Annotated in this window: 20 protein-coding genes and 2 pseudogenes; 10 read left to right on the top strand and 12 right to left on the bottom strand. The window is 70.0% G+C overall.

Going from position 1 to position 24,072, the window contains the following annotated elements; genetic code table 11:
* Positions 1–17 precede the first annotated feature (17 nt).
* Both OG202_RS25820 and OG202_RS25825 read right to left on the bottom strand, forming a co-directional pair.
* Positions 18–2,420 (bottom strand): lamin tail domain-containing protein, encoded by a 2,403-nt coding sequence (locus OG202_RS25820; RefSeq protein ID WP_443052359.1) that lies wholly within the window; start codon positions 2,418–2,420, stop codon positions 18–20.
* Positions 2,421–2,669: 249 nt separating this feature from the next.
* Entirely contained in the window at positions 2,670–3,026 is a 357-nt protein-coding gene (locus tag OG202_RS25825; RefSeq protein ID WP_326580230.1) for a hypothetical protein, read from the bottom strand.
* Positions 3,027–3,191: 165 nt separating this feature from the next.
* Here OG202_RS25825 and OG202_RS25830 point away from each other — a divergent pair, with 165 nt between their 5' ends.
* The gene (locus OG202_RS25830) at positions 3,192–3,854 is read left to right on the top strand and encodes a hypothetical protein (protein WP_328223648.1); all 663 of its coding nucleotides are present in this window, start codon (positions 3,192–3,194) and stop codon (positions 3,852–3,854) included.
* Between the two features lie 531 nt (positions 3,855–4,385).
* A pseudogene (locus tag OG202_RS25835) lies at positions 4,386–4,883 on the top strand (phosphatase PAP2 family protein); the annotation flags it as partial.
* A gap of 96 nt (positions 4,884–4,979) precedes the next feature.
* Here the strand turns inward: OG202_RS25835 and OG202_RS25840 are convergent.
* The 6 genes from OG202_RS25840 to OG202_RS25870 form a co-directional block, all read right to left on the bottom strand.
* Complete coding sequence (locus OG202_RS25840) at positions 4,980–5,627, bottom strand: response regulator transcription factor (RefSeq protein ID WP_443052360.1); 648 nt, start codon at positions 5,625–5,627, stop codon at positions 4,980–4,982.
* Between the two features lie 29 nt (positions 5,628–5,656).
* Positions 5,657–7,066 carry a sensor histidine kinase gene (locus tag OG202_RS25845; protein WP_328223650.1) on the bottom strand — a complete coding sequence of 470 codons (1,410 nt, stop codon included), beginning with the start codon at positions 7,064–7,066 and terminating at the stop codon, positions 5,657–5,659.
* A 212-nt stretch (positions 7,067–7,278) separates the two neighbouring features.
* A complete protein-coding gene (locus tag OG202_RS25850) occupies positions 7,279–8,352 on the bottom strand; it encodes a Rieske 2Fe-2S domain-containing protein (protein ID WP_328223651.1) in 1,074 nt (357 codons plus the stop codon).
* 82 nt (positions 8,353–8,434) lie between these two features.
* Complete coding sequence (locus OG202_RS25855) at positions 8,435–9,727, bottom strand: serine hydrolase domain-containing protein (RefSeq protein WP_328223652.1); 1,293 nt, start codon at positions 9,725–9,727, stop codon at positions 8,435–8,437.
* 87 nt (positions 9,728–9,814) lie between these two features.
* On the bottom strand, positions 9,815–10,822 hold the full coding sequence (locus tag OG202_RS46565; RefSeq protein WP_443052285.1) for a response regulator: 1,008 nt from the start codon (positions 10,820–10,822) through the stop codon (positions 9,815–9,817).
* Entirely contained in the window at positions 10,819–12,072 is a 1,254-nt protein-coding gene (locus OG202_RS25870) for a sensor histidine kinase (RefSeq protein ID WP_326580222.1), read from the bottom strand. Before OG202_RS25870 ends, OG202_RS46565 begins: the two co-directional genes overlap by 4 nt.
* Positions 12,073–12,241: 169 nt before the next feature.
* On the opposite strand from OG202_RS25870, the gene OG202_RS25875 reads away from it, so the two are divergent.
* The 3 genes from OG202_RS25875 to OG202_RS25885 all read left to right on the top strand — a co-directional run bounded on the left by OG202_RS25875 (position 12,242) and on the right by OG202_RS25885 (position 15,495).
* Positions 12,242–12,640, top strand: a complete 399-nt coding sequence (locus OG202_RS25875; protein ID WP_326580220.1) for an effector-associated constant component EACC1 — start codon at positions 12,242–12,244, stop codon at positions 12,638–12,640.
* The gene (locus OG202_RS25880; RefSeq protein WP_326580218.1) at positions 12,637–15,117 is read left to right on the top strand and encodes a caspase, EACC1-associated type; all 2,481 of its coding nucleotides are present in this window, start codon (positions 12,637–12,639) and stop codon (positions 15,115–15,117) included. Before OG202_RS25875 ends, OG202_RS25880 begins: the two co-directional genes overlap by 4 nt.
* A 141-nt stretch (positions 15,118–15,258) precedes the next feature.
* Positions 15,259–15,495 (top strand): hypothetical protein, encoded by a 237-nt coding sequence (locus tag OG202_RS25885; protein ID WP_326580216.1) that lies wholly within the window; start codon positions 15,259–15,261, stop codon positions 15,493–15,495.
* 4 nt (positions 15,496–15,499) lie between these two features.
* Here the strand turns inward: OG202_RS25885 and OG202_RS25890 are convergent, their stop codons facing one another.
* On the bottom strand, positions 15,500–16,600 hold the full coding sequence (locus tag OG202_RS25890; protein ID WP_326580214.1) for a LacI family DNA-binding transcriptional regulator: 1,101 nt from the start codon (positions 16,598–16,600) through the stop codon (positions 15,500–15,502).
* Positions 16,601–16,990: 390 nt separating this feature from the next.
* On the opposite strand from OG202_RS25890, the gene OG202_RS25895 reads away from it, so the two are divergent.
* Positions 16,991–19,072, top strand: a complete 2,082-nt coding sequence (locus OG202_RS25895) for an RICIN domain-containing protein (protein ID WP_327728642.1) — start codon at positions 16,991–16,993, stop codon at positions 19,070–19,072.
* 121 nt (positions 19,073–19,193) lie between these two features.
* On the opposite strand, the gene OG202_RS25900 is transcribed toward OG202_RS25895, so the two are convergent.
* On the bottom strand, positions 19,194–19,475 hold the full coding sequence (locus OG202_RS25900) for a hypothetical protein (protein WP_327728641.1): 282 nt from the start codon (positions 19,473–19,475) through the stop codon (positions 19,194–19,196).
* Between the two features lie 498 nt (positions 19,476–19,973).
* Between OG202_RS25900 and OG202_RS25905 the strand changes: the two genes are divergently transcribed.
* Together OG202_RS25905 and OG202_RS25910 are read left to right on the top strand one after the other, a co-directional pair.
* Positions 19,974–20,504 carry a hypothetical protein gene (locus OG202_RS25905; RefSeq protein ID WP_327728640.1) on the top strand — a complete coding sequence of 177 codons (531 nt, stop codon included), beginning with the start codon at positions 19,974–19,976 and terminating at the stop codon, positions 20,502–20,504.
* Positions 20,505–20,786: 282 nt separating this feature from the next.
* Positions 20,787–20,984, top strand: a pseudogene (locus OG202_RS25910) (DNA-binding protein); the annotation flags it as partial.
* 149 nt (positions 20,985–21,133) lie between these two features.
* Here OG202_RS25910 and OG202_RS25915 read toward each other — a convergent pair.
* Both OG202_RS25915 and OG202_RS25920 read right to left on the bottom strand, forming a co-directional pair.
* Complete coding sequence (locus OG202_RS25915; protein WP_327728639.1) at positions 21,134–21,394, bottom strand: hypothetical protein; 261 nt, start codon at positions 21,392–21,394, stop codon at positions 21,134–21,136.
* A complete protein-coding gene (locus OG202_RS25920; protein WP_327728638.1) occupies positions 21,391–21,597 on the bottom strand; it encodes a hypothetical protein in 207 nt (68 codons plus the stop codon). The genes OG202_RS25915 and OG202_RS25920 overlap by 4 nt, the downstream gene beginning before the upstream one ends.
* A 618-nt stretch (positions 21,598–22,215) precedes the next feature.
* Between OG202_RS25920 and OG202_RS25925 the strand changes: the two genes are divergently transcribed.
* The gene (locus OG202_RS25925) at positions 22,216–23,412 is read left to right on the top strand and encodes a tetratricopeptide repeat protein (protein ID WP_328223653.1); all 1,197 of its coding nucleotides are present in this window, start codon (positions 22,216–22,218) and stop codon (positions 23,410–23,412) included.
* On the top strand, positions 23,409–23,909 hold the full coding sequence (locus OG202_RS25930; protein WP_328223654.1) for a GNAT family N-acetyltransferase: 501 nt from the start codon (positions 23,409–23,411) through the stop codon (positions 23,907–23,909). Before OG202_RS25925 ends, OG202_RS25930 begins: the two co-directional genes overlap by 4 nt.
* Positions 23,910–24,072: the final 163 nt, after the last annotated feature.

Below are 24,072 nucleotides of genomic sequence, written 5' to 3' on the forward strand. Positions count from 1 at the left end.
CTCGACATCGCTGGAGGTCAGTTCCGGCGGCACCTGCCCACGTCGATCCGCACGATCTGCGGGTCGTGGTCGCTCGCCTGGTCCGCGAACTCGGCGTTGATGTGCACGACGTCGTAGTCGAAGTGCGTGACGGCCGGGCTGGTCAGGATGTGGTCCAGGGTCTGCGAGTTGCCCTCGTAGACGTAGGTGTAGCGCTCGGCGGCCGGGAGCGTGCTGATCAGCGGCTTCAGGACCTTGCCGGCGGTGAGCGCGGTCATGGTCTGCGAGAACTCGAAGTCGTTGAGGTCGCCGAGGACGACGGCCTTGGCGTTCCGGTCGGCCTTGAGCAGGGACGTGACGAAGGTGTTGACCTCGGCGGCCTGCTCGTGGCGCTTGGTCTCGGAGCCGCGGGCAGGCTCCTGGTAGCGGCCGTGCAGGGGCTGGTCGCCGCCCTTGGAGCCGAAGTGGTTGGCGATGACGAAGACCTGCTCGCCGTGGAAGACGAACTCGCCGACCAGCGGCTTGCGGCTGCTGCCCCAGGCGTCGCTGGTGGGATTGATCCGGCCCGGGGAGTAGCTGAGCCGGACGCCCTTGCGGGTCTTCACGACACTCGTGGCCGTGGTCGGCGTCGCGGCGTCAGCGCCGGTCCGGTCGGTGAAGGAGACCCGCTTGGGGTTGAACAGGAAGACCTGGCGGATGTTGCCGCCGGGCTCGCCGCCGTCCTTGTTGTTCTCGGGGGCGAGGTAGCGCCACTGGTAGCGGGGGCCGCCGGCCGCGCGGATGGCGTCGGTGAACCGGGTGAGCGTGGCCTCGGAGGTGACCGTGCCGTCGTTCGTCGCGCCGTTGTCGTCCTGGATCTCCTCCAGGGCGACGATGTCGGGCGAGCTGAGGCCGTCCGCGACGCCCTCGGCGAGCCGGTCGAACTTCTCCTGGCCGTCGAGCGCGTCCAGGTTCTCCACGTTGTACGTGGCGACCGCCAGCTCGTCGCCCTTCTGGCGCCGGGTCCGCTCGGCCTTCAGCCCGTTGTCGACGAGCGTGCCGAGCTGGGTGGCCTGGAGGTTGTAGCCGCCGAAGGAGGCGTAGTCGAGCGGCCCGCTGGTCGTGCCGGACAGCTCGTCACCGACGTTCGCCCGGGGGAAGGCGGTCGTCGTGTCGAGCGACATCACCTTCATCCGGCCGGTGCCCGGCATGTCGTAGGAGGAGTAGAGCGAGCCGCCGCGCACGGTCGGGCTCTCCTGCGGCTTCACCGTCACCCACACCTCGTCGTACTCCGTCGTCGCGCCGACCACCCGGGCGTCGGAGGCCTGCACCCGCGAACCCTCCAGCGCCTCGTAGAAGTCGAGGGCGTAGACGGCCGGTTCGAGCGGCAGCGCGTCGATGCTGCCACCGCCGGCGGTGGGCACGTACGCGTCCGGCACGGTCGACGCGTCCAGCGTCACGGCCGCCGGCAGGGCGTTGCCGGCGGACAGCACGGTCGCGGTCGGCCCGGTGATCTCCGTGACCGACTGGCTGGTGGTGCTCGGGTAGTACTCGGTGATCTTGCCGCTCACCAGCACCGAGTCACCGACCGCCACGGCCGGTTCGGCCGACCCGGTGTACACGAAGACACCTTCACCGGTACGGGGATCGCTGTCGGCCTGCGGGTCCTGGATCCAGTACCCCTTCGAGCCGGACTTCCGTACGCCGGTGACGATGCCGGGAACGCGGGTGACCGTCTGCCCGGTGAGCGGCGACAGCCGGGTGGTGCCCTGGATGTCGTGCACGCGGAGGGGGCCGGGCTCGGTGGAGCCACCGCCGCCGTCCCCATCCCCGTCTCCGCCACCGTCGCCCGAACCGGGCGTCTGACCGGCCGAGTTGACGGGGGAGGGCGTACCGGAGGCGAGGTCGGCCGCGTTGTCGTCGGTGTCCGCGAGAGAGGCGGCGCGGGCGACGGAGGCGGTGTTGGAGGCGCCGGTGGCCGGGCCGCTGCCCTCCCTGACGACCGCGCTGCCGTACCCGACGAGGTCGACGACACTGCCGTCCGCCGCGCAGTCCGCCGCGGTCTTGCAGGTCAGCGGGGTGGTACCGGCGACCAGGGCGATGGTCCCGCTGCTCGCGCCCATCGCGATCGACCCGGTCGCGTCGGCGGTCGGCAGGGCCGTCGTACCGCCGGTGCCCGCCGCCTCGGCGATCAGATACCGGCCGCCGGGCGCGATCGCACCGCTGAGCGCGGTCACCTGCCACTGCGAGGACGCCGACGGCGACCCCGGCAGGTACTGCACGCTGTAGCCCGACAGGTCATAGGCGCCGGTCCCGGCGTTCCCCAGCTCGACGAAGTCCCTGACCAGGGTCGCCCCCGAGTTCCCTCCGCCGCCGTACACCTCCCCGATCACCGCACTCGCCGACGGCGCGGCGAACGCGGCGGGCAGCACACCGAACGCGAGAGCGCCGGCCGCGCCCACGGATATCAGCGGATAGGCGACGCGGCGCGCACGGGCGCCGCTTCCTGCGGGTCTGTCGGACCGGTCGGATATGGACACGCTGGCGGTCTCCTCGTACGTCGGGTACGTCGAAGGGTGGTGTGGGGGAGTCGGCTCAAGTTACGCGCGTAGAGGCGGAGTCGCCAAGGGGTCGCAGGTTAAATCCCGGGAACGAAGGGGTGGGTGGGCCTGCGCGGGGTCGGCCGGGCCCGGTCGGGCCTGGGTGGTCCTCTACTCCTCCTCCCCGTCCCGCCGTGCGAACTGCAGGGAGAGGGACCGCAGGACATCGGTCGTCGTCGTATCGGGCCGCCCCTGGTCGTGCACCTCGGCAAGGTGGACGAAGGCGTAGGAGAAGCAGTTGGCGAGGCTCACGATGGCCGGTCCCAGGGCTTCCGTGATGATGCCCGTGGCCTCCTGGGCGCTTGCCTCGGCGGGCAGTTCGATCTTGGGCAGGGTCTCCGCGAGCAGCGCGGAGATGGCCCCCGTCAACGCCACTTCGGCGCCGGGGTTCTCGCGAGCCTGCCGCCGCATCTCGATCGCTTCGGTGAGGATGCCGACGACTCGCTGCATGATCTCGGATTGCTCCATGAGTGGAGCCTAGGAGCCGCAGCCCGCCGCTGACCCCTCCGGTTGCGCGTGGCCTGCCCGGGCGCGTCCATCCCTTCAGGTCGCAGCATCGTCATTCACCCCACTCGCCCCCGTGTCCGGCCGTACGCTCACCGCGCATCACAACCCGTACACAAGGGGGCAACCATGGCCAACCGGAAGCTCATCGGCGGTATCACCGCGGGCCTGCTCGTACTGGGGGGTGCCGGCACGGCCTGCGACGACATCGACACACCCGCAGTCGGCACACCGGGCACCAGTACAAGTACAAGTACCACCGCGGGCAGCGGTGAAGGCAAGGCGCCCACCGGGACCGGGACCGAGACCGGGACCGGGACCGTCCCGGACTCCACCGGCATGGGCCTCCAAGCCGCCCAGGACACCGCGCAGGAGGCCGGGTTCTACAGCCTCACCTCCCACGACGCTCTCGGCCGCGGCCGTATGCAGGCCTTCGACCGGAACTGGAAGGTCTGCTCCCAGAACGTGACGGCCGGCAAGACCGTGTCGACGGACACGGAACTGGACTTCGGTGCGGTCAAGCTGGAAGAAGACTGCCCCGCCGAGGACCAGTCCGCCCCGTCGGCCGCCAGTGGGACGATGCCGGACCTCAAGGGCAAGTCCGTGAAGGCCGCCCGTTCGGCACTCGACTCCGGTACGTCGATCACCGTGACAGACGCGTCCGGCGACGGCCGGTTCGTGCTCGTCGAGTCGAATTGGCAGGTGTGTACCCAGACGCCCGAAGCAGGGGCGAAGTCGGACGGGCCGTCAGTGGAGTTCACCGCGGTCAAGTTCGACGAGAGCTGCCCCTGAGGGCGCCGGGAGGTCCAGCACCATGGCGTCGTACACAGGTGCCTCTTCCCCTGGGTGTGACCGCCCCACCTTCCGGTACCCCCATCCCTGGTACGCCGACCGCGCCGGTGCCGCCTCGGGTTCAAGAAGGCTCGGCGTAGTCACGAACGCACGTGAACGTCGTCCTTGGGGCAGGTTGAATTCCGAGAACGAAGAGCTAACGAAGAGCTGAGGGAAGGGCCCGACCCGCTGTCAAGCAAGACGATCGTCGGGGGTCGGGCATGGCCCTTCGGGTCGGGTGTCCGGGGGCCGCTCTTCCTAGCGTCGGGACGTATGAGAACGAAGACTTACGGCGATGGTGGCGATGGCTGCGGCGATGGCATCGGGCGTCGCGTACTCGGTTGTTCGGCGGCGCTGGTCGCGGGAGCGGTGGCGGTCGTCATGCTGTATCCGGGCGGGTTGGGGGACGTGGGGCCGGTGCGGGCGACCGGTGGGGTCTCGGCCGCACTGTTCCGGAAGGTGAACGGGGTGATGGCGGATGGGCCTTCGTGGATGGGGACGACGGCGACCGTCGCCGCCGACGGGATACTGGTCGTTCTCGGTCTGCTGCTGTTCTGGACGGGATGGACGGCCCTGCGGGCCGGGCTGGGCTCGGGTTGGTCGGATGTACGGGACCGGCCGGGCTCGGTTCGGTCGCACGCGCGGGACAGGTTGGGCTCGGGCCGGCCGAGCGGGCGTCGCCGTGACGTTCGTACCGTCGCCACAGTCGTCGGAGTGGTCCTGGCCTTCGGTGGCACGGTCGTCGCCTACGCGGTGAGTGAGGCGCTGAAGTTGGTGGTGGACGAGGAGCGGCCCTGTCGCGCGGTGCCGGGGGCGGAGGTGATCGGCGAGTGCCCGGAGGTGGGGGACTGGTCCTTCCCGAGCAACCATGCCGCGCTGGCCACGGGGCTCGCCGTGGGCCTGGCGATGCTGCGGCCGCGTCTCGCGGCCCTCGCCCTGTTCCTCGCGGCGGTGGTGGCGGCGGCACGGGTGGCGGGTGGTGTCCATTACCCGCACGACGTACTGGCCGGGGCGGCGCTCGGCGCGGCCGTGGTCACCGCGACGCTCCTCGTGGCCGTACCGCCCGCCGCCCAGGTCGCGGCGCCGCTACTCGGCCGATTCGGACGCGGGGACGATGCCGGCCTCGTGGGCGACCACGGCCGCCGCCGCCCGGTTGTCGACGGCCAGCCGGGAGAGGATCGCGCTGACATGCGCCTTGACCGTTCCTTCCACCAGCCCCAGCCGACGGGCGATCTGACCATTGGTCAGCCCGGCGCCGAGGTGGGCCAGCACCTGGCGTTCCCGGGGCGTGAGCGCCTCGGCCCGGCGGCGGGCGGCGGCACGGCGTTCGGCCCGCACACCGGCGCCCCCGTCCGCGAGGTGGGCGATCACCCGGGCCGCGACCTTCGGTGACAGGAAGGCCGCGCCCTCGGCCACCGCCCGCACCCCGGCGATCAACTCCTCCGGCTCCCCCGACTTGATCAGAAACCCCGCCGCCCCGTCGCCGAGCGCCCGCAGGATGTACTCGTCCTCCCCGAACGTCGTCAGCATCACGACCCCGGTGGAGGGAAGGACCCGGCGGATCTCCGAGGCCGCGCGCAGCCCGTCAATCCCGGGCATCCGGATGTCGAGAACGGCCACGTCTGGCCGGTGCAGCCGCGCCAGCTCCACCGCCTCCCGCCCGTCACCGGCCTCCGCGACGACGTCGATGTCGCCCGAGGTGGCCAGCACGGCCCGAACCCCCTTACGGATCATGGGTTCGTCGTCGGCCACGAGGACGCGGATCACGGGGTGACCACCTGCTTGAGCACCAGTCGGCCGGCGCGGAAGCACAGGCGGTAGGCGTCGCCGGAGTGGTCGTCGAAGCGGTCCGCGGTCATCGCGTAATACTCGCATCGTGGCGAGGGGGAGGCGGAGTTGTCGTCCATCGGGTTGTCGTCCGTGGGGTTGTCGTCCGTGGGGTTGTCGTCCGTCGGCCGGTGGGGTGTCTGCCGGGCCGGGAGCAGTGGCGCGAACTCCTCGCGGGACTGGCCGACTTGGATGCGCGCGTAGTCTTCCGGCGCCAGCACCGCGTCATGGACCAGGAACAGATCCCATCCCCGCAACACCGCGCCGAGCAGGAGGAGAACAGCCGGAGGCACCCAGAGCGCGGCCCGAGCGATCCGGCCGAGCCGCCGCCGCGCCCGCCGGTGCTCCAGCCGTACCGCGTCCGGCTTGTACGGAGCCTCGCCTGCCGTTCGCCGGGAAACACTGGGGGAGTGCGGGGTGCGCGAGGCGCGGCGAGCGGGTGAGGCGCCGGGGTCGTGGGGTATCCGCGCGACCACCGCGAAGCCGCCCTCGTACGGGCCGTACGTCATCGAGCCCCCGGCCAGCCGTACCCGCTCGTCCAGCCCGATCAGCCCGCGACCCCCGCCGGGCGGAACGGCACCGGCGCCGTTGCGTACCTGGCCGCTCTCCACCCGTACGTCGACCTCGCCTGCCGTGTGCCGGAGTCGTACCGTCACCGTCGCGCCGGGCGCATGTTTCGCGGCGTTCGTCAGGGACTCCTGTACGACCCGCCGTACGGCGAGTTCGGCGACCGGCGACAGCCCACCCGGCTCGCCTTCGACGTCCAACGTAACGGGAAGCCCGGCACCGGACGCGCTCACGACCAGATCCTCGACCCGGGACGGTGACACGACCGCACCAGCTTCCCCCAGGACGCCGATGATCTCGCCGAGCCGGTCCACCGCGGTGGCGGCCCGGCCCCGGATGTCCCCCGCGGCCTCCCGCTGTTCGTCGGGGAGGCCGGGGGAGAGTTTCAGGGCGCCCGCAGACAGGGCGATCAGGCTGAGGTCATGGCCGAGGAGGTCGTGCATGTCCTGGGCGATACGGGCGCGTTCACGCAGGCGTGCCTGCTCGGCGACGAGCCGCCGCTCGTGTGACAGATGCTCGGCGCGCTCCCACCCGGCCCGTTCCAGCGCACGGTACTGACGCCAGAACCGCCCCCCGAACCACGGCAGTACGGCCGCCCCGACCAGCACCGTCACGAACCGGTCCCCGAACGTGATCCACGCCGGAACCACCCCCACCGCCACCACACCGGCCCCCACCACGACCGCCAGCACGATCGCAGCCGCACGGGCGGGCCCCGGCCGCCGTCCCGCGGCACAGGCGAGCGACCCGGTGGCCACGACCCACCACAGACTCCCCATGCTCAGCCCCGTGGCCCCCGCCGCAGCCACGAGCAGCGGCACCCCCGCACAGGAAAGCCCTGCCCATGCCCCCACCAACCGCCTCAGTAGCCTCACGACCGTGACCATACGAAGGCCAGGCATCGCCGCACACTGCCGAAAGTCATGGTTGAGATGCCTGTCCCGCACCGGCCGCCCTGACGGGCGACTGCCCTGCCCTGCCCTCGCCCTCGTCAGGAGGTCCGGCCCACTTCCTCCAACGGACCCACCCCAACTACTCCCTCCACCGAATCCGCCGCCCCGCCCGGAGAGACCGGATAGAACTGCGCGTACCACCGCCGCAACGCCCTGATCCCCTTCTCGTGCGGAAGCAGCACCGGCCGTGCCTGGTGGATCTTGTGGTCCCAGATCCGGACCTCCCCGCGCACCTCACCCAGTGCCTCGGCGCGGAACACGAGCTTGAACAAGGGCGTGAGGAACGGGAGTCGGGCCGGTTTGCGGAGGTAGTACAGCATCCGCAGCTCACTCGTGCGGTCGTCGACGGGCGTGCTGAGCGCGACGGCGGTCACCGACAGCACCGGCCCATGGGCCCGGACGACCATCACCCCCGGCCCGTACATGTACGCGTCGAACGTGTTGTGGATGTCCCACCCGAACACCCGCCGGCTGATCGTCCCCCGCGCCTCGGCGAACGGCCCGTCCTCCCGCCACTCCTGGACCGGCGGTTCGCTCTGGCCGTGAATGAAGTGGAAGTGGGACTCGTCGACGATGTTCTCGCGCATCTCCTGGATGTGAATACGCGCCCGGCAGACGTCGTCGATCGGCGAGGCGAAGTCCCGGGACCCCGTCTCCTCGATCTCCGGGACCTCCCACGAGGGTTCGCCCGGCCCCACGTACACGAAGACGAGCCCGCTGTGCTCGCGCACCGGGAGGCCGCCGATCGACACCTTGGGGGTCCGGACGGCGAACGGTGCCTCCACACACCGCCCGTCCGGCCCGAACCTCCAGCCGTGGAACGGGCACTCCACCGTCCCGTCCACGACCTTCCCGCCGACGCCCAGATGCGCGCCGTAGTGCGGACAGTGCGCGTCCCGCACGGCCGCCCGCCCGTCCGTCCCGCGGAACGCGATCAGCGCCCGCCCGAAGTAGTGCAGACTGACGACCTTCCCCGCCCGCAACTCCCTGCTCCGCAGCACCGCGTACCACCCGTACGGCACGGCCGGCATCGGATACTCGTCGGCGCGTGGATCCCGTGGCGGGGCCGTCGGATCGAGGTTCCGGTTGCCATCGCGCCGTCGCATTCGCATGGCGCCGATGCTAACGGCGGCGACGATCTACGGACCCCAACGTGCTCTCATACAATGGTAGTTGGCGTGCGATTCCCACCCGTTACGACGGCAGGCCGTACGCCGCCACCATCACCTTCAGGGCCACCTTGCTCACGTCCTTGCCCTTGGCGTCAGTCGAGTTGACGCTGTAGACGAGGGTGCGGGAGCTGTCGCGGGTGGAGGCGATGACCGTGTTGTAGCCCCAGCGGCCACCCGTCTTCCCCCAGACCTCCCGCCCGCCGAGCACCTTCCTCGCGAGCCCGACGGCGTACTCGGCCGGCTTGCCGGTCGGGAAGTCCGCCACCTCCGGCACGGTGAACATCTCCTCCAGCACCGGCCCCCGCGGCACGATCCGCCCCCGGAACAGCGCGTTCGTGAACCGCTCCAGGTCCGCCGTGGTCGAGATGAGGGAACCGGCCGCCCACGCGTCCGTCGCCCCCCACACGGTCACGTCCCGCAGCCCGGTCGTCCCGTCGTCCAGCGTCATCCGCTGGTAGCCGTGGTTGTGCGGGCCGACGATCCGCGGGTCGGTCCCCGGGAAGTACGTGCCCCGCAGCCCGAGCGGCTTCAGCACCCGCCGGGCGACCTGGTCCTCGTACGCGTCCCCGGTCACCCGCTCCACCAGCAACCCGGCGATCGTGTAGCCGATGTTGAGGTAGTGCTGCTTCTCGCCCGGCGCGAACTCCGGCTCCTTCGCCGTCGCCGACCGGACCATCTCCTCCGGGTCGTGGATGCGGAAACGGTTCGCGTACGCCCCCTCGACGGTCGTCCACGGGAAGTCGGGCGCCGGGATGCCGTGCGTGTGGTTGAGCAACTGCCGCACGGTGACACCGCCGTACGATGCCGGAACCAGTTCCGGCAGGTACGAGCGGGCGCTCCGGTCGAGGTCGACCCTGCCCTCGGCGGCCAGCTGCAGCACCACGGCCGCCGTGAACACCTTGGTCACGGAACCGGCTCGGAAGCGGGCGTTCGGATCGGCGGCCCGGCCGGTGGCGAGATCGTGCACGCCCGAACTGCCGCGCCACACGCCCTCGCTCCCCCCGACCCGAACGAGGGCGGCGGTGGCGTCGGCGGAGGGCAGGCCGGCGATGGCGGCCTCCATGGCGGCGGCGAGGTCGGGGTCCGCCTGCGGCGGTGACTGCGCCTGTGACTGCGACCGTGCGGAGGCGGTGCCGGCGGTCGCGGTCGCCGTGGTCGCCGTGGTCGCCGTGGTCGCCGTGGTGGCGGGCAGGACCGTCGGCCCCGCGGACACCCCCAGGAGGAGGGCCGCGGCGATCAGCACACGGCGGGTGTTCTTCGGACTCTTCGGACTCTTCGCGTTCTTCGCGTTCGTCGGGTGCTTCGCGCTCGGCATGATCAACTCCGTGGATGCGAGCCGGTGTTCTGGTCGACTCCATCCTTCTGACCGGCGGCTCCGCACGGATCGCCCGAGCGAGCGGTCCTAGCGGCGCCGTTTCCTCGCCGACACGGGGGAGGACCAGGCCCGGGAGACTCCCCCGGGCGGGCGACGGTCGGCCCCGCGCGGGGGACCCGTGTCTCCGGGCAGGGGTCCCGTGGCCGCGTCGAGCGACGTGCCGCCCGTCCCGAGCGACGCCTCACCCACCGCGATCAGCCCCGTCTCGTAAGCGCAGATCACCGCCTGGATACGGTCCCGCAGCCCGAGCTTGGAGAGCACGTTGCCGACATGGGTCTTGACGGTGTGATCGCTGACGACCAGCTCCGCGGCGATCTCGGCGTTCGACAGCCCCCGCGCGAGCAGCAACAGAGTCTCCCGCTCCCTCATGGTCAGCGCGTCGAGCCGGGGATCGGGCCGCCGGGGCCGGGTGGCGGCGGGCCGGGTGTACTGCTCCACCAGCCGCCGCGCCACGGACGGCGCGAGCAGCGAGTCGCCGCGCGCCACGACCCGTACGGCATGCACGAGGTCGTCCCGCCGGACGTCCTTGAGCAGAAACCCGCTCGCGCCGGCGTGCAGCGCCTCGTAGACGTACTCGTCGGAGTCGAAGGTGGTCAGCATCACGACACGGCAGGCGTCACGCCCGCCGGGCGCGCCGACCGTACCCGGCGCGCCGACCGTACCCGGCGCGCTGCCCTCGCCCGGTGCGCTGCCCTCGCCGGGTGTGCTGCCTCTGCCCGGTGCGCTGCCCTCGCCGGGTGTGCTGCCTCTGCCCGGTGCGCTGCCCTCGCCGGGGACGCTGCGTCCGCCGGGTGTGCTGCGTCCGCCCCGTGTGATGTCCGCGCTGATCGTCCGGCACGCCTCGATCCCGTCCATCCGGGGCATACGGACGTCGAGCAGCGCCACGTGGGCCCCGTACCGCCGCACCGCCGCCACGGCCTCGGCCCCGTCACCCACCTCCGCGACCACCTCGATGTCCGGCTGGGCATCGAGGATCATCGCGAACCCGCTGCGGACCAGCTCCTGGTCATCGGCCACGACCACCCGGATCGTCAACGCCCCACCTCCGCCGTCGGCACCACAGCCGGTACGGGTATCCGCACCCGCACCTCGAACCCGCGCCCGCCCGGCCCCGCCCCGGCGACGGCCTTGCCCCCCTGCGCGGCCGCCCGCTCCCGCACCCCGATGAGCCCGTGCCCACCGCCGTACCCGGCCTGCGGACCGCGCCCGTCGTCCGTCACCTCGATGTGCAAGTCCGCCTCCCCGTAGCGGAGTTGCACGGAGGCGGTGCGGGCGGACGCGTGCTTGACCGTGTTCGTCAACGCCTCCTGGACGATCCGGAAAACGGCCGCCCCGACCGCACCCGGCAGCTCCCGCTCCCGCCCCACCACTTCGTACCCGACCTCGATCCCGCTGCCCCGCACCCGATCGAGCAGCGCGGGCAGATCCCCGACCCCCGGCTGCGGCTCACGCGGCGCGAGCCCGGGCGCGTACCCCCCGGACATGGCGTACCCCTCGGACCTCGCGTACCCCTCGGACCGCTCAGACCCCTCGGGTCCCTCGTGGCCGTCGTCCCCGTCCCGCAGCACACCCAACATCCGCCGCAGCTGGACCATGGCATCCCGCCCCGTCTCGGAGATCGCGTCGAAGGCGGCCTCCGCCCGCTCCGGGGCGGTGCGCACCGCGACCGGCCCCGCCTCCGCCTGCACGATCATCAGGCTCACCGCGTGGGAGAGGATGTCGTGCATCTCCCGTGCGATGCGGGCCCGTTCACGCGCGGCGACCTGCTCGGCCTCGACGCGATGGGCGCGCTGGCGGGCGTCGGTGAGCCGCCCGAAGACGTACGCCGCCGCGAACACGAAGGCGGAGAAGGTCAGTTCACGCGCGCTCCGGGTGTTGAGCCACACCCCCACCGGCACCGCGACCAGCACCAGCAGCCCGGTGACCAGGCGCTTCCACGGTGGCGACAGCACGGCGACCGTGTAGACGATCACGAGCCCGTGGTACGGCAACGGCTGCCCGGGCCCGTCCACCGCCAGCTTGTAGACCATGCTGGTCACCAGGATCCCCAGCAGCACGGCGAGCGGAGCCCGCCGCCGCCACACCAGCGGCACGACCGTGAGCGTCATCAGCCCGTACGCCGCCCATGTCGCCGGCGCCAGCCCGGCCGCCCTCGGCACCACGAACGGCATCGTCATGGCCCCCTGCACCAGCAGCGCGACCCCGACGTCGACCACCCACGGATGGGCACCCGCGAGCACCCGCCCCCGCTCCCACCACCCCCGCGCACCCCGTATGCCACCCACGACCCCACACCGTAACGGGCTTGGAGAAGTGGGCGCCCGTGATCGCCCAACTGCCCTGCGCGCACACACTCCTGAGCCGCCCTCACCCACCGCACAGGTCTGGGCCGGACCGCGTCCCGTACTGCACACTGTCCCCCACAAGATCGAGGCACAACGGACGGGGGACCACATGAGCGACATGCTGGACGTCACGCTGACACTGCTCACCGACGAGGCCACCGACGACACCCTCGCCAACGCCCCCACCACCCCGGACGACGACCTCTCCGTCCTCCGCCGAGGCCTCGTCGCCGAGCCCGAACTGCGCGGCCGGGTGCGCCTGGTGACCAGCGCCCCGGAGGAGGGCCAGATGGGATCCGGCATCGAACTGCTGGCGATAGCCATCGGCAGCAGCGGTGCCGTCACCGCCCTCGTCCGTTCGCTCCCGGCGCTGATCAAGGCCCGGCGGGCGGCGGCCGCGGTCGAACTGACCCTCCCCGACGGCCGCACCGTGAAGGTCACCGCCGACTCCGCCGACGACGCCCACACCCTCCTCGACGCGGCACTGCGCGACCACCGCCAGCCGTGACGCTTCGACTGCCCGACCCCCGGGGTTCCCGCGCGGTCCTCATCGGCACCTCCCGGTACGACAGCGACCTGCCGGACCTCCTCGCCGTACGCAACAACCTGGAGGTCCTGCAGGAACTGCTGACGTCCGACGCGTCCGGCGGGTTTCCGCGCGAGCGCTGCGAGGTGGTCCAGGACGCTCCGGACCCGCGTGCGGTCTGCGCGACGATCCGCGAGGCGGCCATGACCGCCACCGACACCCTGCTCGTCTACTTCTCCGGCCACGGCGTCCTCAACGACGACCTGACCCTCCACCTGGCGCTGACCGGCACGGACGAGAGCGATCTGCGCTGGACGTCCATCCCGTTCGAGGCGATCCGGGAGATCCTCGAAGCGTCGCCCTGCCCCAACAAGATCCTGATCCTCGACTGCTGCAACAGCGGCCGGGTCCTGGACACGCTCATGGGTAACGATCCCGAGCCGACCGAAGCCCTCACCATCCGCGGCACCTACATCCTCACGTCCTCCGCGAACGCCCCCTCCTACGCCCCCGTCGGCGAGCGCTACACCGCCTTCACCGGCGAGTTCATCCGCCTCCTCCGCGACGGCCTCCCCGGCGGCCCCGACCTCCTCACCCTCAGCACCCTCTACGACCCCCTCACCAAGTCCCTGACCCGCCGCGGCTACCCGACCCCACGCCAGCAGAGTTCGGACGGGCACGCGCGGTTGGGGCTGGTGCGGAACCGGGGGGCGGCTCTGCCGGCCGGGGCGGTGAGTGCGGAGGGTGCGGAGGGTGCGGAGGCCGAGGGGACGGGCGCGCCCGACGACCGCCCCAAGAGCGGTGAGGTCCGGTTCGGACCGAGTCCCACCTTTCACCGCTTCCGCAACTGGGGCATCGGACTGCCGGTCTCCCTGGGCCTGCTCACCACCATGACCATGACCGCCCCGGCCGAGAAAGAGCGCCTCGACATGACCGATCCGCTTCACGTGGCCGCGGTCCTGTCCCTCGTGGCCTTCATAGGACTGCTCCAGGTCCTGGGGAAACGGAACCCCGGTGACTACTCACTGGTGCTGAGTGCGGACGGTGTCGAGGTGCAGTACGGGGGTTCCGAACACTTCTCGTACCCGTGGCACCGGATCAGCCGTTGCTGGATACGGCAGCGCCCCGCCACCCGGCTGCGCGGCCGCCGTCACGACCTGATGGTCCGCCCCATGCCCGGCGTCTTCCCGCACACGGCGAGCCGTGGGACCCCCGGCCCCCGCCAGGACGACACCAAGGGCACCCTCCGCTTCGCGGACCTGCGCCGGCTCAGGGTCGCCCCGGAAGCCGTCGAGGCCGCGCTCGCCACCTACGCCGGTCCGGCGTGGACCCCCAGCCCCGACCTCGACGCACGGCGGGTCCCGGCCGTGGAGCCGGAGCAGGTGTTCACCGCCGACCGCCGCCTCCTCGCCGTGGTCGCGGTGCTCTGCGCGGTCCTGGGCTGCAGGACGATCCCGCTCGACGTGCTCGTCCAGCCCACGCGGATCCTGACGGCGGTGTCGCCGCTGGCCCTGTGCGCGGTGTTGCTCGGCACCGCTTGGTTCGCCGCGTCGCGGTTCGTCCGGCCCGTACGGCTGGTGGTCGGCGCGGCGGGACTGACCCTGACCAGGGGGGAGCTGGAGATCGCGTACGCCTGGACGGAGATCGAGCGGATCGGGGTGGTGAACTGGCCGCGCGGCGCACGTCACCTGGGGCTGCTGGCGGTCCGGCCGACCGGGCGTGTGGAGGGCAGGACCGACCGCACGAACATGCTGCTGCCGAAGCTGACACCGGGCGCCCTGACCCTGTGCACACTGCCGGAAGTGACCCACGACCGGCGTCTCCTGGAGGCCGCGCTGGCACGGTTCGCGGACGAGGAACAGCTCGCCCAGCCGGGCGAGGCCTGGCTGCGGAATCCGGCCGAGGCACCGCAACCGCCAGGCGACGGCCTCACGTTCCGGGGCCGTCAGCCCGTGTCGGTGTCCTTCCTTGTGGGCCTGGCACTCATCGCCCCCCTCGTGGTCGGCGTCCAACTGGCCACCGCCCCGAAAGCCCCCGGCTGGCTTCCCGTCCTCAACGACCTGCTGCTCGCACCGCTTTTCCTCGCCGGCCTCTCCGCGTACTTCCTCACCGGCAGACACCACGTGCACCTCGACGTGGGCCCTGCGGGGGTGACCTTCAGGGCCTTCGGCAGCCGCCAACTCCGCATCCCCTGGGGCGACGTGGACCGCATCGGCATCGTCGTGCGCGCCGACCCCGAGGAACACGCCCTCGTCCTGTGGCCACGCCACGGCGCCGTCATCCCCCGCACGCCATGGCTGCCCGTACCGCGTCGACACGGTGGCCTGCGCCTGCTGACCCTCCAGGAATTCCGGATCGAGAGCTCCGCGGAACACCTTGACCAGGCCATAGCCCGCTACGCCGGCCGCCGCCACACCCACATGGCACAACTCCGCCAGTCGGCTCGGAAGAAGAACTGAGCGTTTGTGAAGATACGTGGCGCAGCCTTCGCCGACCCTCGCGAACCCGTCGCCCCGAAGGCATCATGGCGAGGCAGAGGCCAAGGGGGGCCGCACATGAGATCGCGCTGACCGCGGATCCATGGCAGGGGAGGGCACATCATGATCGCACGCAATCAGCCGTACACAGCCATCCTGTTCAAGTTCGGTGTCCTGGTCGGCCTGTTGTACATGCCGGTGCTCCTCTTCCACCTGGGCACCTGGTTCCCGTTCGCCGGAGCCAGCGGTTACCTGCTCTGGGAGCTCGGCCGCCTCCACCGGGCGTTCGGCGACCACACCGGCCCCGGGAACGAGCAACGGTCCGAGCAGCGACGGGAGCCGACGACGAGCGCCCGCTGAGCGCTCAGCGGGCGGACGCCGACGGCGGTGCCGTACTCTGCGCCGGCGGCGGTGCCGTACTGCGCCGCCGTACGAGCCGGGTAGGCACGAGAGTCGTCCCGTGCTCCTCGCCCTCCCGCGCTTCTCCCCGCCCGTTCCCCTGCCCGTCCCCCCGCCCGTTCCCCTGCCCGTCCTCCGGTCCTTCTCCCGCGCCCTCCCGCATCTTGCGGAGCACCCCCTCCACACACAGCCGCCCCACCTCGGCGAAGTCCTGGTGGACGGTGGTCAGGGGCGGCAGGAAGGACGCGGCCTCGGGAATGTCGTCGAAGCCGACGACACTGACGTCCTCGGGGACCCGACGCCCGCGCTCGTTCAGGGCCCGCAACAACCCCAGCGCCATCTGGTCGTTCGCGACGAACACGGCCGTGCAGTCCGCCTCCTCGGCGATCCGCAGCCCGGCCCGGTACCCGGACTCGGCCGACCAGTCGCCCCGCACGAGAGGCGGCGCGTCCAGGACACCCGCCTCGGCGAGGGTGGCCCGCCACGCGTTCGCCCGCCGCTGCGCCGCGAACGAGTCCTCGGGCCCGCCCAGATGCCACACCGTCCCGTGCCCGAGGTCCAGCAGATGCCGTACGGCGTCCCGCGCGCCGCCCGCCTGGTCGGTGTCGACGACGGTGTACCGGTCCCCGGCGTCGGAGTCGGCCACCACGACCTGCACCCCGGGCGGCACGGACACGGTCGCCGCGTCGAGCAGATGGACCTCCATGATCACGATCACGGCGTCCACGGCCAGCTCACCGAGCCGCGAGAACGCCCCGTTCACCTCGTCCTGCGTCGGCACGGCGACGGGCAGCAGCGTGACGGCGTACCCCTCCCGCGCGGCGGACGTGGCGATCGCGTCGAGCGTACGTATGTTCCCCAGGGTGGAGAGGGAGAAGGTGATCACGCCGAGCGTCCGGAACTCCCCGCGCCGCAGCGCCCGCGCCGCGCTGTTGGGCCGGTACCCCAGCTCCCGCATCGCGGCGAGCACCTGCTGCCGGGTGTCCGCGTTGACCCCGGCGAACCCGTTGGACACCCGGGAGACGGTCTGGGAGGAGACCCCGGCGAGCCGCGCGACGTCACCCATGGAGGGCCCCTGCCGGGGCCGGGCGCTCCGTCTCCTCGTACGACCGTCGGTCGTGTCCACCTGATTCCCCCGACTCTTCCGAAATCTTCCGAACTCTTTCGACTCTTCCGGCTGCTCCGGCCCTCGCGACTCCCGCGCCGCTGCCGGAACGGCTCATCGATGTCTTACGAATCCTTGACCGCCGAGATTCGGACAGTGTAGACATCCGCTTCAGTGATGTTTACGTAAACATTCACTGAGACAAACCATACGAGAGCGCATCGAACCGCCTTAGAACGCGCCGCACCGCACCACGCTGAACCGCACAGCACCGCACCGCACCACGCTGAACGCCGGCCCCGATCTCCGTGTCTCGCCGGGACGCGCACACGGAAGAGTTGGAGTACTCGAATGGCACACCGCACCCGTACGAGACGGCTCCTCGGGGCCATCGGCATCACGGCCCTGGCCACGGGAACCGCCATGGCCACGACCTCCCTGCCGATGGCGCACGCCGACCCGGCGGCCCCCGCCGCGGTGACGGTCCGCCCCGACCCCTCCTACAAGGGTCAGAGCTTCGAGGGCTGGGGCACCAGCCTGGTCTGGTTCGCCAACGCCACCGGCGACTACCCCAAGCCGATACGCGAGAAGCTCGCCAAGCTCCTCTTCGGCGAGGACGGCCTCAACCTCAACATCGCCCGCTACAACATCGGCGGCGGCAACGCCCCCGACGTCAAGGACTACCTGCGCGCCGGCGGCGCGGTGGAGGGCTGGTGGAAGGCCCCGGCGGGCACCACCCGCGAGGACGTCGACTGGTGGAGCGCCGACGACAAGAAGGACTGGAACAACAAGGCCGACGCCACCCAGCGCTGGTGGGTGGACCGCATCAAGAAGGACATCGACCGCTGGGAGACCTTCAGCAACTCCCCGCCGTGGTTCATGACGGAGAGCGGCTACGTTTCCGGCAACTTCGACGCGTCCAAGGACCAGTTGAAGGCCGACTCGGTCGACGCCTTCGCCCAGTACCTGGTCGGCGCCACCGAGCGCCTGGAGAAGGCCCACGGCATCAAGGTCGACACCCTCGACCCCTTCAACGAGCCCAACACCAACTACTGGGGCACCAAGCTCGGCGCCGACGGCCAGCCCACCGGAGGCCGCCAGGAGGGCGCCCACATCGGCCCCGAGCTCCAGCAGAAGGTCATCAAGGCGCTCGGCCCGACCCTGGCGAAGTCCCGTACGAAAGCGGAGATCTCCGCGATGGACGAGACCAACCCGGGCATCTTCGCCACGAACTGGAACTCCTACCCCCAGGAAGTCCGCGACCTCGTCGGCCAGATGAACGTCCACACCTACGGCACCAGCCAGCGCACCACGGTCCGCGACCTCGCCAAGGCCGCCGACAAGCCGCTGTGGATGAGCGAGGTCGAGGGCGACTGGGGCGACGGCCAGAGCTTCACCGACATGCGCCCCGGCCTGGGCCTCGCCCAGCGCATGGTCGACGACCTGCGCGAACTGGAGCCCCAGGCCTGGGTCTTCTGGCAGCCGGTCGAGGACTACGACAACATGAAGCCGGGAGGAGAGTCGGAGAAGGGCGGCAACTGGGGCTCCATCCAGCTCTCGTTCTCCTGCACCTCCGCGGACACCCTGAAGTCGTGCCCCATCTACACCAACACCAAGTTCGACACGGCACGTAACTTCACCCACTACATCAAGCCGGGCGACCGCCTCATCAAGACGAACGACACGTCGAGCACGGCCGCGGTGGCGAAGAAGGGCGACAAGGCGACGGTCGTCCACGTCAACAGCACCACGGAGTCCCGCGCGGTGACGGTGGACCTGTCCAAGTTCGGCAAGGTCTCGAAGAAGGCGACGGTCACCCCGGTGATCACGGACGCCGCCGGCAAGCTGATCCGCAAGAAGGCCGTCAAGGTCACGGGCAAGCAGGCCACGATCACGGTCCCGGCCCAGTCGGTGACGTCGTTCCTGGTCAAGGGCGTCTCGGGCGTGGCCAAGTCGCAGGCCGAACTCCAGGACAACCACACGTACACCCTGACGGGCGTCCAGAGCAGCAAGAACCTCTCCGTCGGCCCCGACGGCAAGAGCCTGGTCATCAAGACCCCGAGCACCGCGGCCGGCAACACCCAGCAGTGGACCCTGGACCGCATCGGCAAGGGCAAGACCGACAACCGCACGCGCTACGCCCTGACGGAGACGACGTCGCACAAGCGCCTGGCCATCCGCTTCGGCTCCCTGGTGGCCGAACGCGACACGGCCACCCGCGACGAGGCCGCCCAGTGGATCCTGTCCTCGACGGGCGACAGCACGTGGACCCTGGTGAACGTGGCCACCGGCGAACTCCCGGACGTCTACGGCCAGTCGACGACGGACGGCGCGGGAATCGGAGTCTGGACCCCGAACTCGGGCCTGAACCAGCGCTGGAAGCTGACGGACGTGACGGGTACGACGGCGACGAAGTCCGCGACGGATTCGTAACCGAGCCGACGGGAGGGACAGGTAACTCTCCTCGACAGAACAACAGACAACTTAACAACTGAGGCCCTACGGCCCACAGGAAGCCCCAGGCAGCGACCTGGGGCTTCCTCATGCCCGCGCCCTACAACTCCACACGCGATCCGTTGTCGTCGCCGCCCCGCCTCAGAACGACGTACACGGGCCGTAGCGGCAAGCGACGCAGGGCCGGTTCCATGACCTTGAAGAGAGCATCGGCATCCGGCCCATAGGCGAACACGACAGCCTCACCACCCCCGAACTCATTGCCGTCGACCTCGCCGACGCGGGCATCCTCGACCGCGGCGGCCATCACCCGCCCGGCTTCGTAGACCAACGCACGCTGGTCATCCGTCCCATAGCCCTCACCGGCCAGCCGAATGTGCACGACGACGGATTGCTCCTCCCCAAGACCTGCCATCCCGCGTCCGTCCCTTCTCTGCGGGGTGTCCAGGGAGCGTAGCCATCGTGTGAGCCTCAGCCGACGACAGTCAGCCACGATGGCGGGTGCGTCAACCGATCGGACGCGCGTGTGCCTCGGCTCCACCCCACCAGCCTCAGCCAAGTTGTCGGGTGTGTTTGGCCTGTCACCCGGAGGCTGGGCTGTCACACGGCTCCGGAGGCCACTTGAGTCCTGGACAACGGAGCAGGTCGCAGCCCTGGCCATGGCACAGGAGGGACGAGGCCACGGATAGTTCACGGCCGGGCCAGCACCGCTTTGGTTAGGAGCCGGGGCCCGGCGTGCAGTTGGTTGTGCCAATCAAGGGATGCACCCCAGGGACGTTGAGGACGCCAGGGGCTTCCGCGTCGCTTGGCGTGGGTAGTCCAGAACTGCTACTCCTACTGCTCGGCTCGCCGAACGTAGAGCGCCGGAAGGGAAGCCGACGTGAAAGACTTCTTGCTGCTGATCGCGGGTGTCCCATTCGGTATTTTGGCGAGTTACAGTTACGAATTCTTTAAATCCAAAACGGACAGGATGTTCGACCCCATCGAGATGGAAGGTAAATGGGGAGAACTGGCCAGTATTCCAGGCGAGCAGCGGTGCAGCATGGGTGAGATTAGATTCGACAAGCGTCGAGGCATGTGGGCATTTGACGGAACTAACTATCACAATGACGGTAGGCCGTTCTGTCACTGGATCACCGAGGCCAGCTACTTAGACAAAACGACCCGGACATTTCATTACATTTTTTCTAGCACGCTGGTTGAATCAGGCGAGAAGGCGTATATCGGTTTCGGGATCGTCCGTTTCCGCCGAGAAGAGCGAGTTTGGTTGCCTGACCGAGGATTCTTCATCTCTGGCAATCAAGGGGAGCAGTATCGTACGCATAGCATGGTGCCGCTGGACACGATTCCTACGGACCGGGCTGCCATTCGAGACGTGTTTCGATCGCAGCTGGGTCTTGATCATGCGTGATCTGCCCCTGTGGTCTGGGGCTTGATACCTGGCGAGACGCCCGGCAACTTGACTGCAGGGCATTGCGCGGCTGAACTCAACACGTAGCGCGATTGTGGCACGAACCTCGACCGAGGAAAGTCGGCTTCTGGCTCATCGTCGACCAGAGGAAGCCGCGACGGGTGGCCATCCAGTACTTTTTCGTTGAAATGTTGCAGGTGGTCGGAGTTCCAGAAACTTAAGATTTTCTGGTGTCCAGTACGTCGATAGAAGGATCGTTCGACGTGTACTAGCGGGACTCGGGTGACCCAGGCTCTGGCTCAGTCGGCTGCCGCGTTGCTTCGTGATGCGGGTCTACGCGGTCATAAGTACGCCATCGACGCCATGCTGTGCGCGACCGCTCTGCAGCAGCCGGGCCGGGTGACGATCCTGACTTCCGACGTCGAAGACGTTGGTCTGCTGACTGCGGAGCATCCGCGAGTGATGGCGGAGAAGGTCTGATTCCGTTGTGCCGGCGGGCGGTGGATTTCTTGCGCGGCCTGCGTTGAGCGTGGGGACTACTCGTTCACTCTGCGCCACGACTACACCCGGCAGGCCCGCTGAGGGGTCTGCCGGGCGTAGTCCGACGACCTACCTGTGCTGTGGGCGTGCTACGCGCGCCCCACGATGTGCGCAGCGCCGGGCGAGGCCTGAACCGGCTGGCGGCAGTCCGGTGCGGCTGGAGGCGGGGGTTCGCCGTCGAGGGCCCGGCACAGCGCGGCGTGCAGATGCTCGGCTTCGGCGAGGGTGAGGGGCAGCTCGGTGTCCGTGGAGTGGCCGTCAGTACGGGACAGGCGGAGCGGTACGGCGAGGCGGTTGTCGTCGGTGCGGCGTACCGGGCAGCCGGGCGGGCGCTCGATGGTCCAGTTCATGACGTCATCCCGCCCTTCCCGATGCGCGTGAGGCGGTACGTGCCCCACAGTTGCCGTCCGTTCTCGCAGCCGTCCTGGGCCTTGGGGATGCCCTTGCAGCCGAGGGTGCACTTGCGGGTGTGCTCGAACCACAGACGGTAGGCGCGCAGCATGGGGATCTCGGGGTGGGGTGTGGCGGGCCGGTCGTTCTGTACGGCGGTCATCGGCATGACTCCTCTGCCAACCGGGCCGCAGCCCGTGCGCGTTGGCGTACCACGGGCGGGAGTAGATAGGCGCCCACGAGGGTGCTGGTGATGTCTTCGGCGGTGATGGCGGGCACGTCGGTTGGTGGCCAGGGGCATGAGGCTCTGCGGCGCCGGGCGCCGGCGAGGATCGCGGCCCACAACTCGGGTGAGGGGTTGGGGAGGGAGGGTGCCAGGATCATCTTCAGAACCGCGGTCGTTTCCCGGGGTGTGCGCCAGTCTGGCGGGGACGGTCCGAAGAGGACCTTCCTCACCCACACAAGCGCCCGTGATGCACACTGCATTGTCGACCCATCGCAGTCGGCCGTGCCCCGGGAGGTTGCAGCCTCGCCGGGGTCTGGCGTTGATCGGTGCGGAGTCCACGGTCTCGCCCCCGTGAAGCGGGAGAAAAGGAAAGTTCGGGACGGGCAACTTCGCAGAAGCGGGAAACTTCTGTTTCACGGTGTGCTGTCGCGTCACTACGGTGGATTCGGTCACCGCAGGGGCGGAGGACTCATGTCGGCTCACCAACAGCCGAATCTCACGCTGCGACGGCTCATGGCCGAGTACGGGTTCACCAGGGAAGGTCTCGCGGAGGCCGTGAACGAGGCGGCCGAGCAGACCACCGGTGAGCCCGGCCATTGCAGCGCGCGCCTCGTCGGCTACTGGTTGAGCGGGCGGGTCTCCTGGCTGAGGGAACGCAGCCGTATCCCACGGGAGACGGTGTTCGGCCGTACCGCCGAAGAACTCGGTTTCCGGGCTCCCGCCCCTCGGGGAGAGGGCGTTACCGTGCGGAGGAGAACCCGCACCTCGCCCCAGGATGTGCCTGTGCGACGCCGTCAGTTCATCATCGGCCTGACCGGAAGCCTGCTTGCCCTGCCTCCGCTGCCGGAGTCGGGGCGGCTCGGTGTGAGCGACGTGGACCGTGTGCAGGCCGCCGCCGCGAGGCTTCACCAGATCGACGACCTGCACGGGGGAGCGCAGCTGTCGGACGTCGCAGCGCGGTACATCAAGTACGTCGAAGACGCTGCCCGTCGGTGTACGTACGGCGGGAACGTGGAGGCGCGTCTTCATCGGGCACTCGGTGAAATGGCCACCAGCGCCGGGTGGTTCGCGTTCGATGCGGGGCAGCAGGACAAGGCCCGTCGCCGGTGGGACGCAGGGTTGCGCTACGCGCTGCTGGGTCGGGACAAGCCGCTCCAGGCCCGGATCTGGTCGTCGATGTCGCACCAGGCATGGCAGTTGGGACACGGAGGCGAGGCTGTCTCGATCGCTCGCGCGGCGCTGGAGGAGACCCGGGGCCGCCGGGACGGGCAGCTCTCGTCGCTGCTGCATTCGAGGGTTGCCCAAGGACACGCTCTCCAGGGTGAGTCCGGCTGGTGTGCTCGGTCTCTGTTACGCGTGGAGAAGGAGTTCGACCGGGAGCCGGTCGAACCGCAGAGATGGCTGGCGTTCTACAGCGTCGGCGAGCTGTCAGCCACGGCGGCCCTGTGCTTCATGGACCTGCGGCAGTACGACAAGGCTGTCGGCGCTGCCCGCGAGTCCCTGTGCGCCGTGCAGTCGGGCCCGTTCCGCCGTAATCAGCTCGCCTCGCAGGTACGTCTTGGGCGCGCCCTGTCAGCGGCAGGCGAGTTGGAAGAGGCTGTGGCCGTCGGCAACGAGGCACTCGCGCTTCTGCCGGAGGTGCACAGTCCCCGGATCGGAGGACGCCTGAAGCAGCTGCGGGACGAACTGGTCGACCGGGTCGCACCCGACGCAATGGACTTTTCCGAACGATACGAGGCGGTGGCCACATGACCGTAGACCTGCTGACGACCAGCTACTACACCGGCGGGCGGCTGGACGAGATCCGGGGCACCCTCCTGGATGTCTACGCCGACGTGTACGCGGAGGACATCGCCGCCAACCCCTTCTTCTCCATCAAGCGCTTCGAGGAACGTCTGGAGGCCCATGTCTCAGCCGGCGGCTGGGGCTGTGTCGTCGCCGAGATCAGTGGTGAAGTGGCCGGCTTCACCTACGGATTCACGGCACGCGATGACGCGACGACGTTCAAGCTGTGCGAGAACATGCTCCGCGAGACGTGGCGCGGGCGCGGGATTTCGCGGGTCATGCACGACGAGTTGGTGAGTCAGCGGCGCGAAGAGCGCGCCGAACTGCTTGTACGCCGGGAGCGGCCGCGGTTGCGGGCCATGTACGAGACCTGGGGGTACGAGCAGGCGGGGGAGAAACTGCCGTTCCCTGACGCTCCGCTGTATGACGTCATGGTCCTCGCCCTGCACCGCAGCCCTGAGTGAGCCCCACCAGGCCCTTCCGCGCGCCTCTTCGGTTGAACCAATCTCCATGAGCCACCCGCCCACGAACATGTCGAGGCCTGCGCGAGTTTGCTCATGTCGAAGTATCGGCGCAGACCGGGGTGTCCGCCACCTATTCGATGCTGCGGTGGCTGCGGTGGCTGCG

This window comes from Streptomyces sp. NBC_00310, from assembly GCF_036208085.1.
Lineage (GTDB): Bacteria > Actinomycetota > Actinomycetes > Streptomycetales > Streptomycetaceae > Streptomyces.

Excerpts from the sequence above, each read along its gene's own strand:
- OG202_RS25825 (WP_326580230.1), bottom strand. The coding sequence starts at position 3,026 with ATGGAGCAATCCGAGATCATGCAGCGAGTCGTCGGCATCCTCACCGAA.
- OG202_RS25830 (WP_328223648.1), top strand. The coding sequence starts at position 3,192 with ATGGCCAACCGGAAGCTCATCGGCGGTATCACCGCGGGCCTGCTCGTA.
- OG202_RS25840 (WP_443052360.1), bottom strand. The coding sequence starts at position 5,627 with ATGATCCGTAAGGGGGTTCGGGCCGTGCTGGCCACCTCGGGCGACATC.
- OG202_RS25845 (WP_328223650.1), bottom strand. The coding sequence starts at position 7,066 with ATGGGGAGTCTGTGGTGGGTCGTGGCCACCGGGTCGCTCGCCTGTGCC.
- OG202_RS25850 (WP_328223651.1), bottom strand. The coding sequence starts at position 8,352 with ATGCGAATGCGACGGCGCGATGGCAACCGGAACCTCGATCCGACGGCC.
- OG202_RS25855 (WP_328223652.1), bottom strand. The coding sequence starts at position 9,727 with ATGCCGAGCGCGAAGCACCCGACGAACGCGAAGAACGCGAAGAGTCCG.
- OG202_RS25875 (WP_326580220.1), top strand. The coding sequence starts at position 12,242 with ATGAGCGACATGCTGGACGTCACGCTGACACTGCTCACCGACGAGGCC.
- OG202_RS25885 (WP_326580216.1), top strand. The coding sequence starts at position 15,259 with ATGATCGCACGCAATCAGCCGTACACAGCCATCCTGTTCAAGTTCGGT.
- OG202_RS25890 (WP_326580214.1), bottom strand. The coding sequence starts at position 16,600 with ATGGGTGACGTCGCGCGGCTCGCCGGGGTCTCCTCCCAGACCGTCTCC.
- OG202_RS25895 (WP_327728642.1), top strand. The coding sequence starts at position 16,991 with ATGGCACACCGCACCCGTACGAGACGGCTCCTCGGGGCCATCGGCATC.
- OG202_RS25915 (WP_327728639.1), bottom strand. The coding sequence starts at position 21,394 with ATGAACTGGACCATCGAGCGCCCGCCCGGCTGCCCGGTACGCCGCACC.
- OG202_RS25920 (WP_327728638.1), bottom strand. The coding sequence starts at position 21,597 with ATGACCGCCGTACAGAACGACCGGCCCGCCACACCCCACCCCGAGATC.
- OG202_RS25930 (WP_328223654.1), top strand. The coding sequence starts at position 23,409 with ATGACCGTAGACCTGCTGACGACCAGCTACTACACCGGCGGGCGGCTG.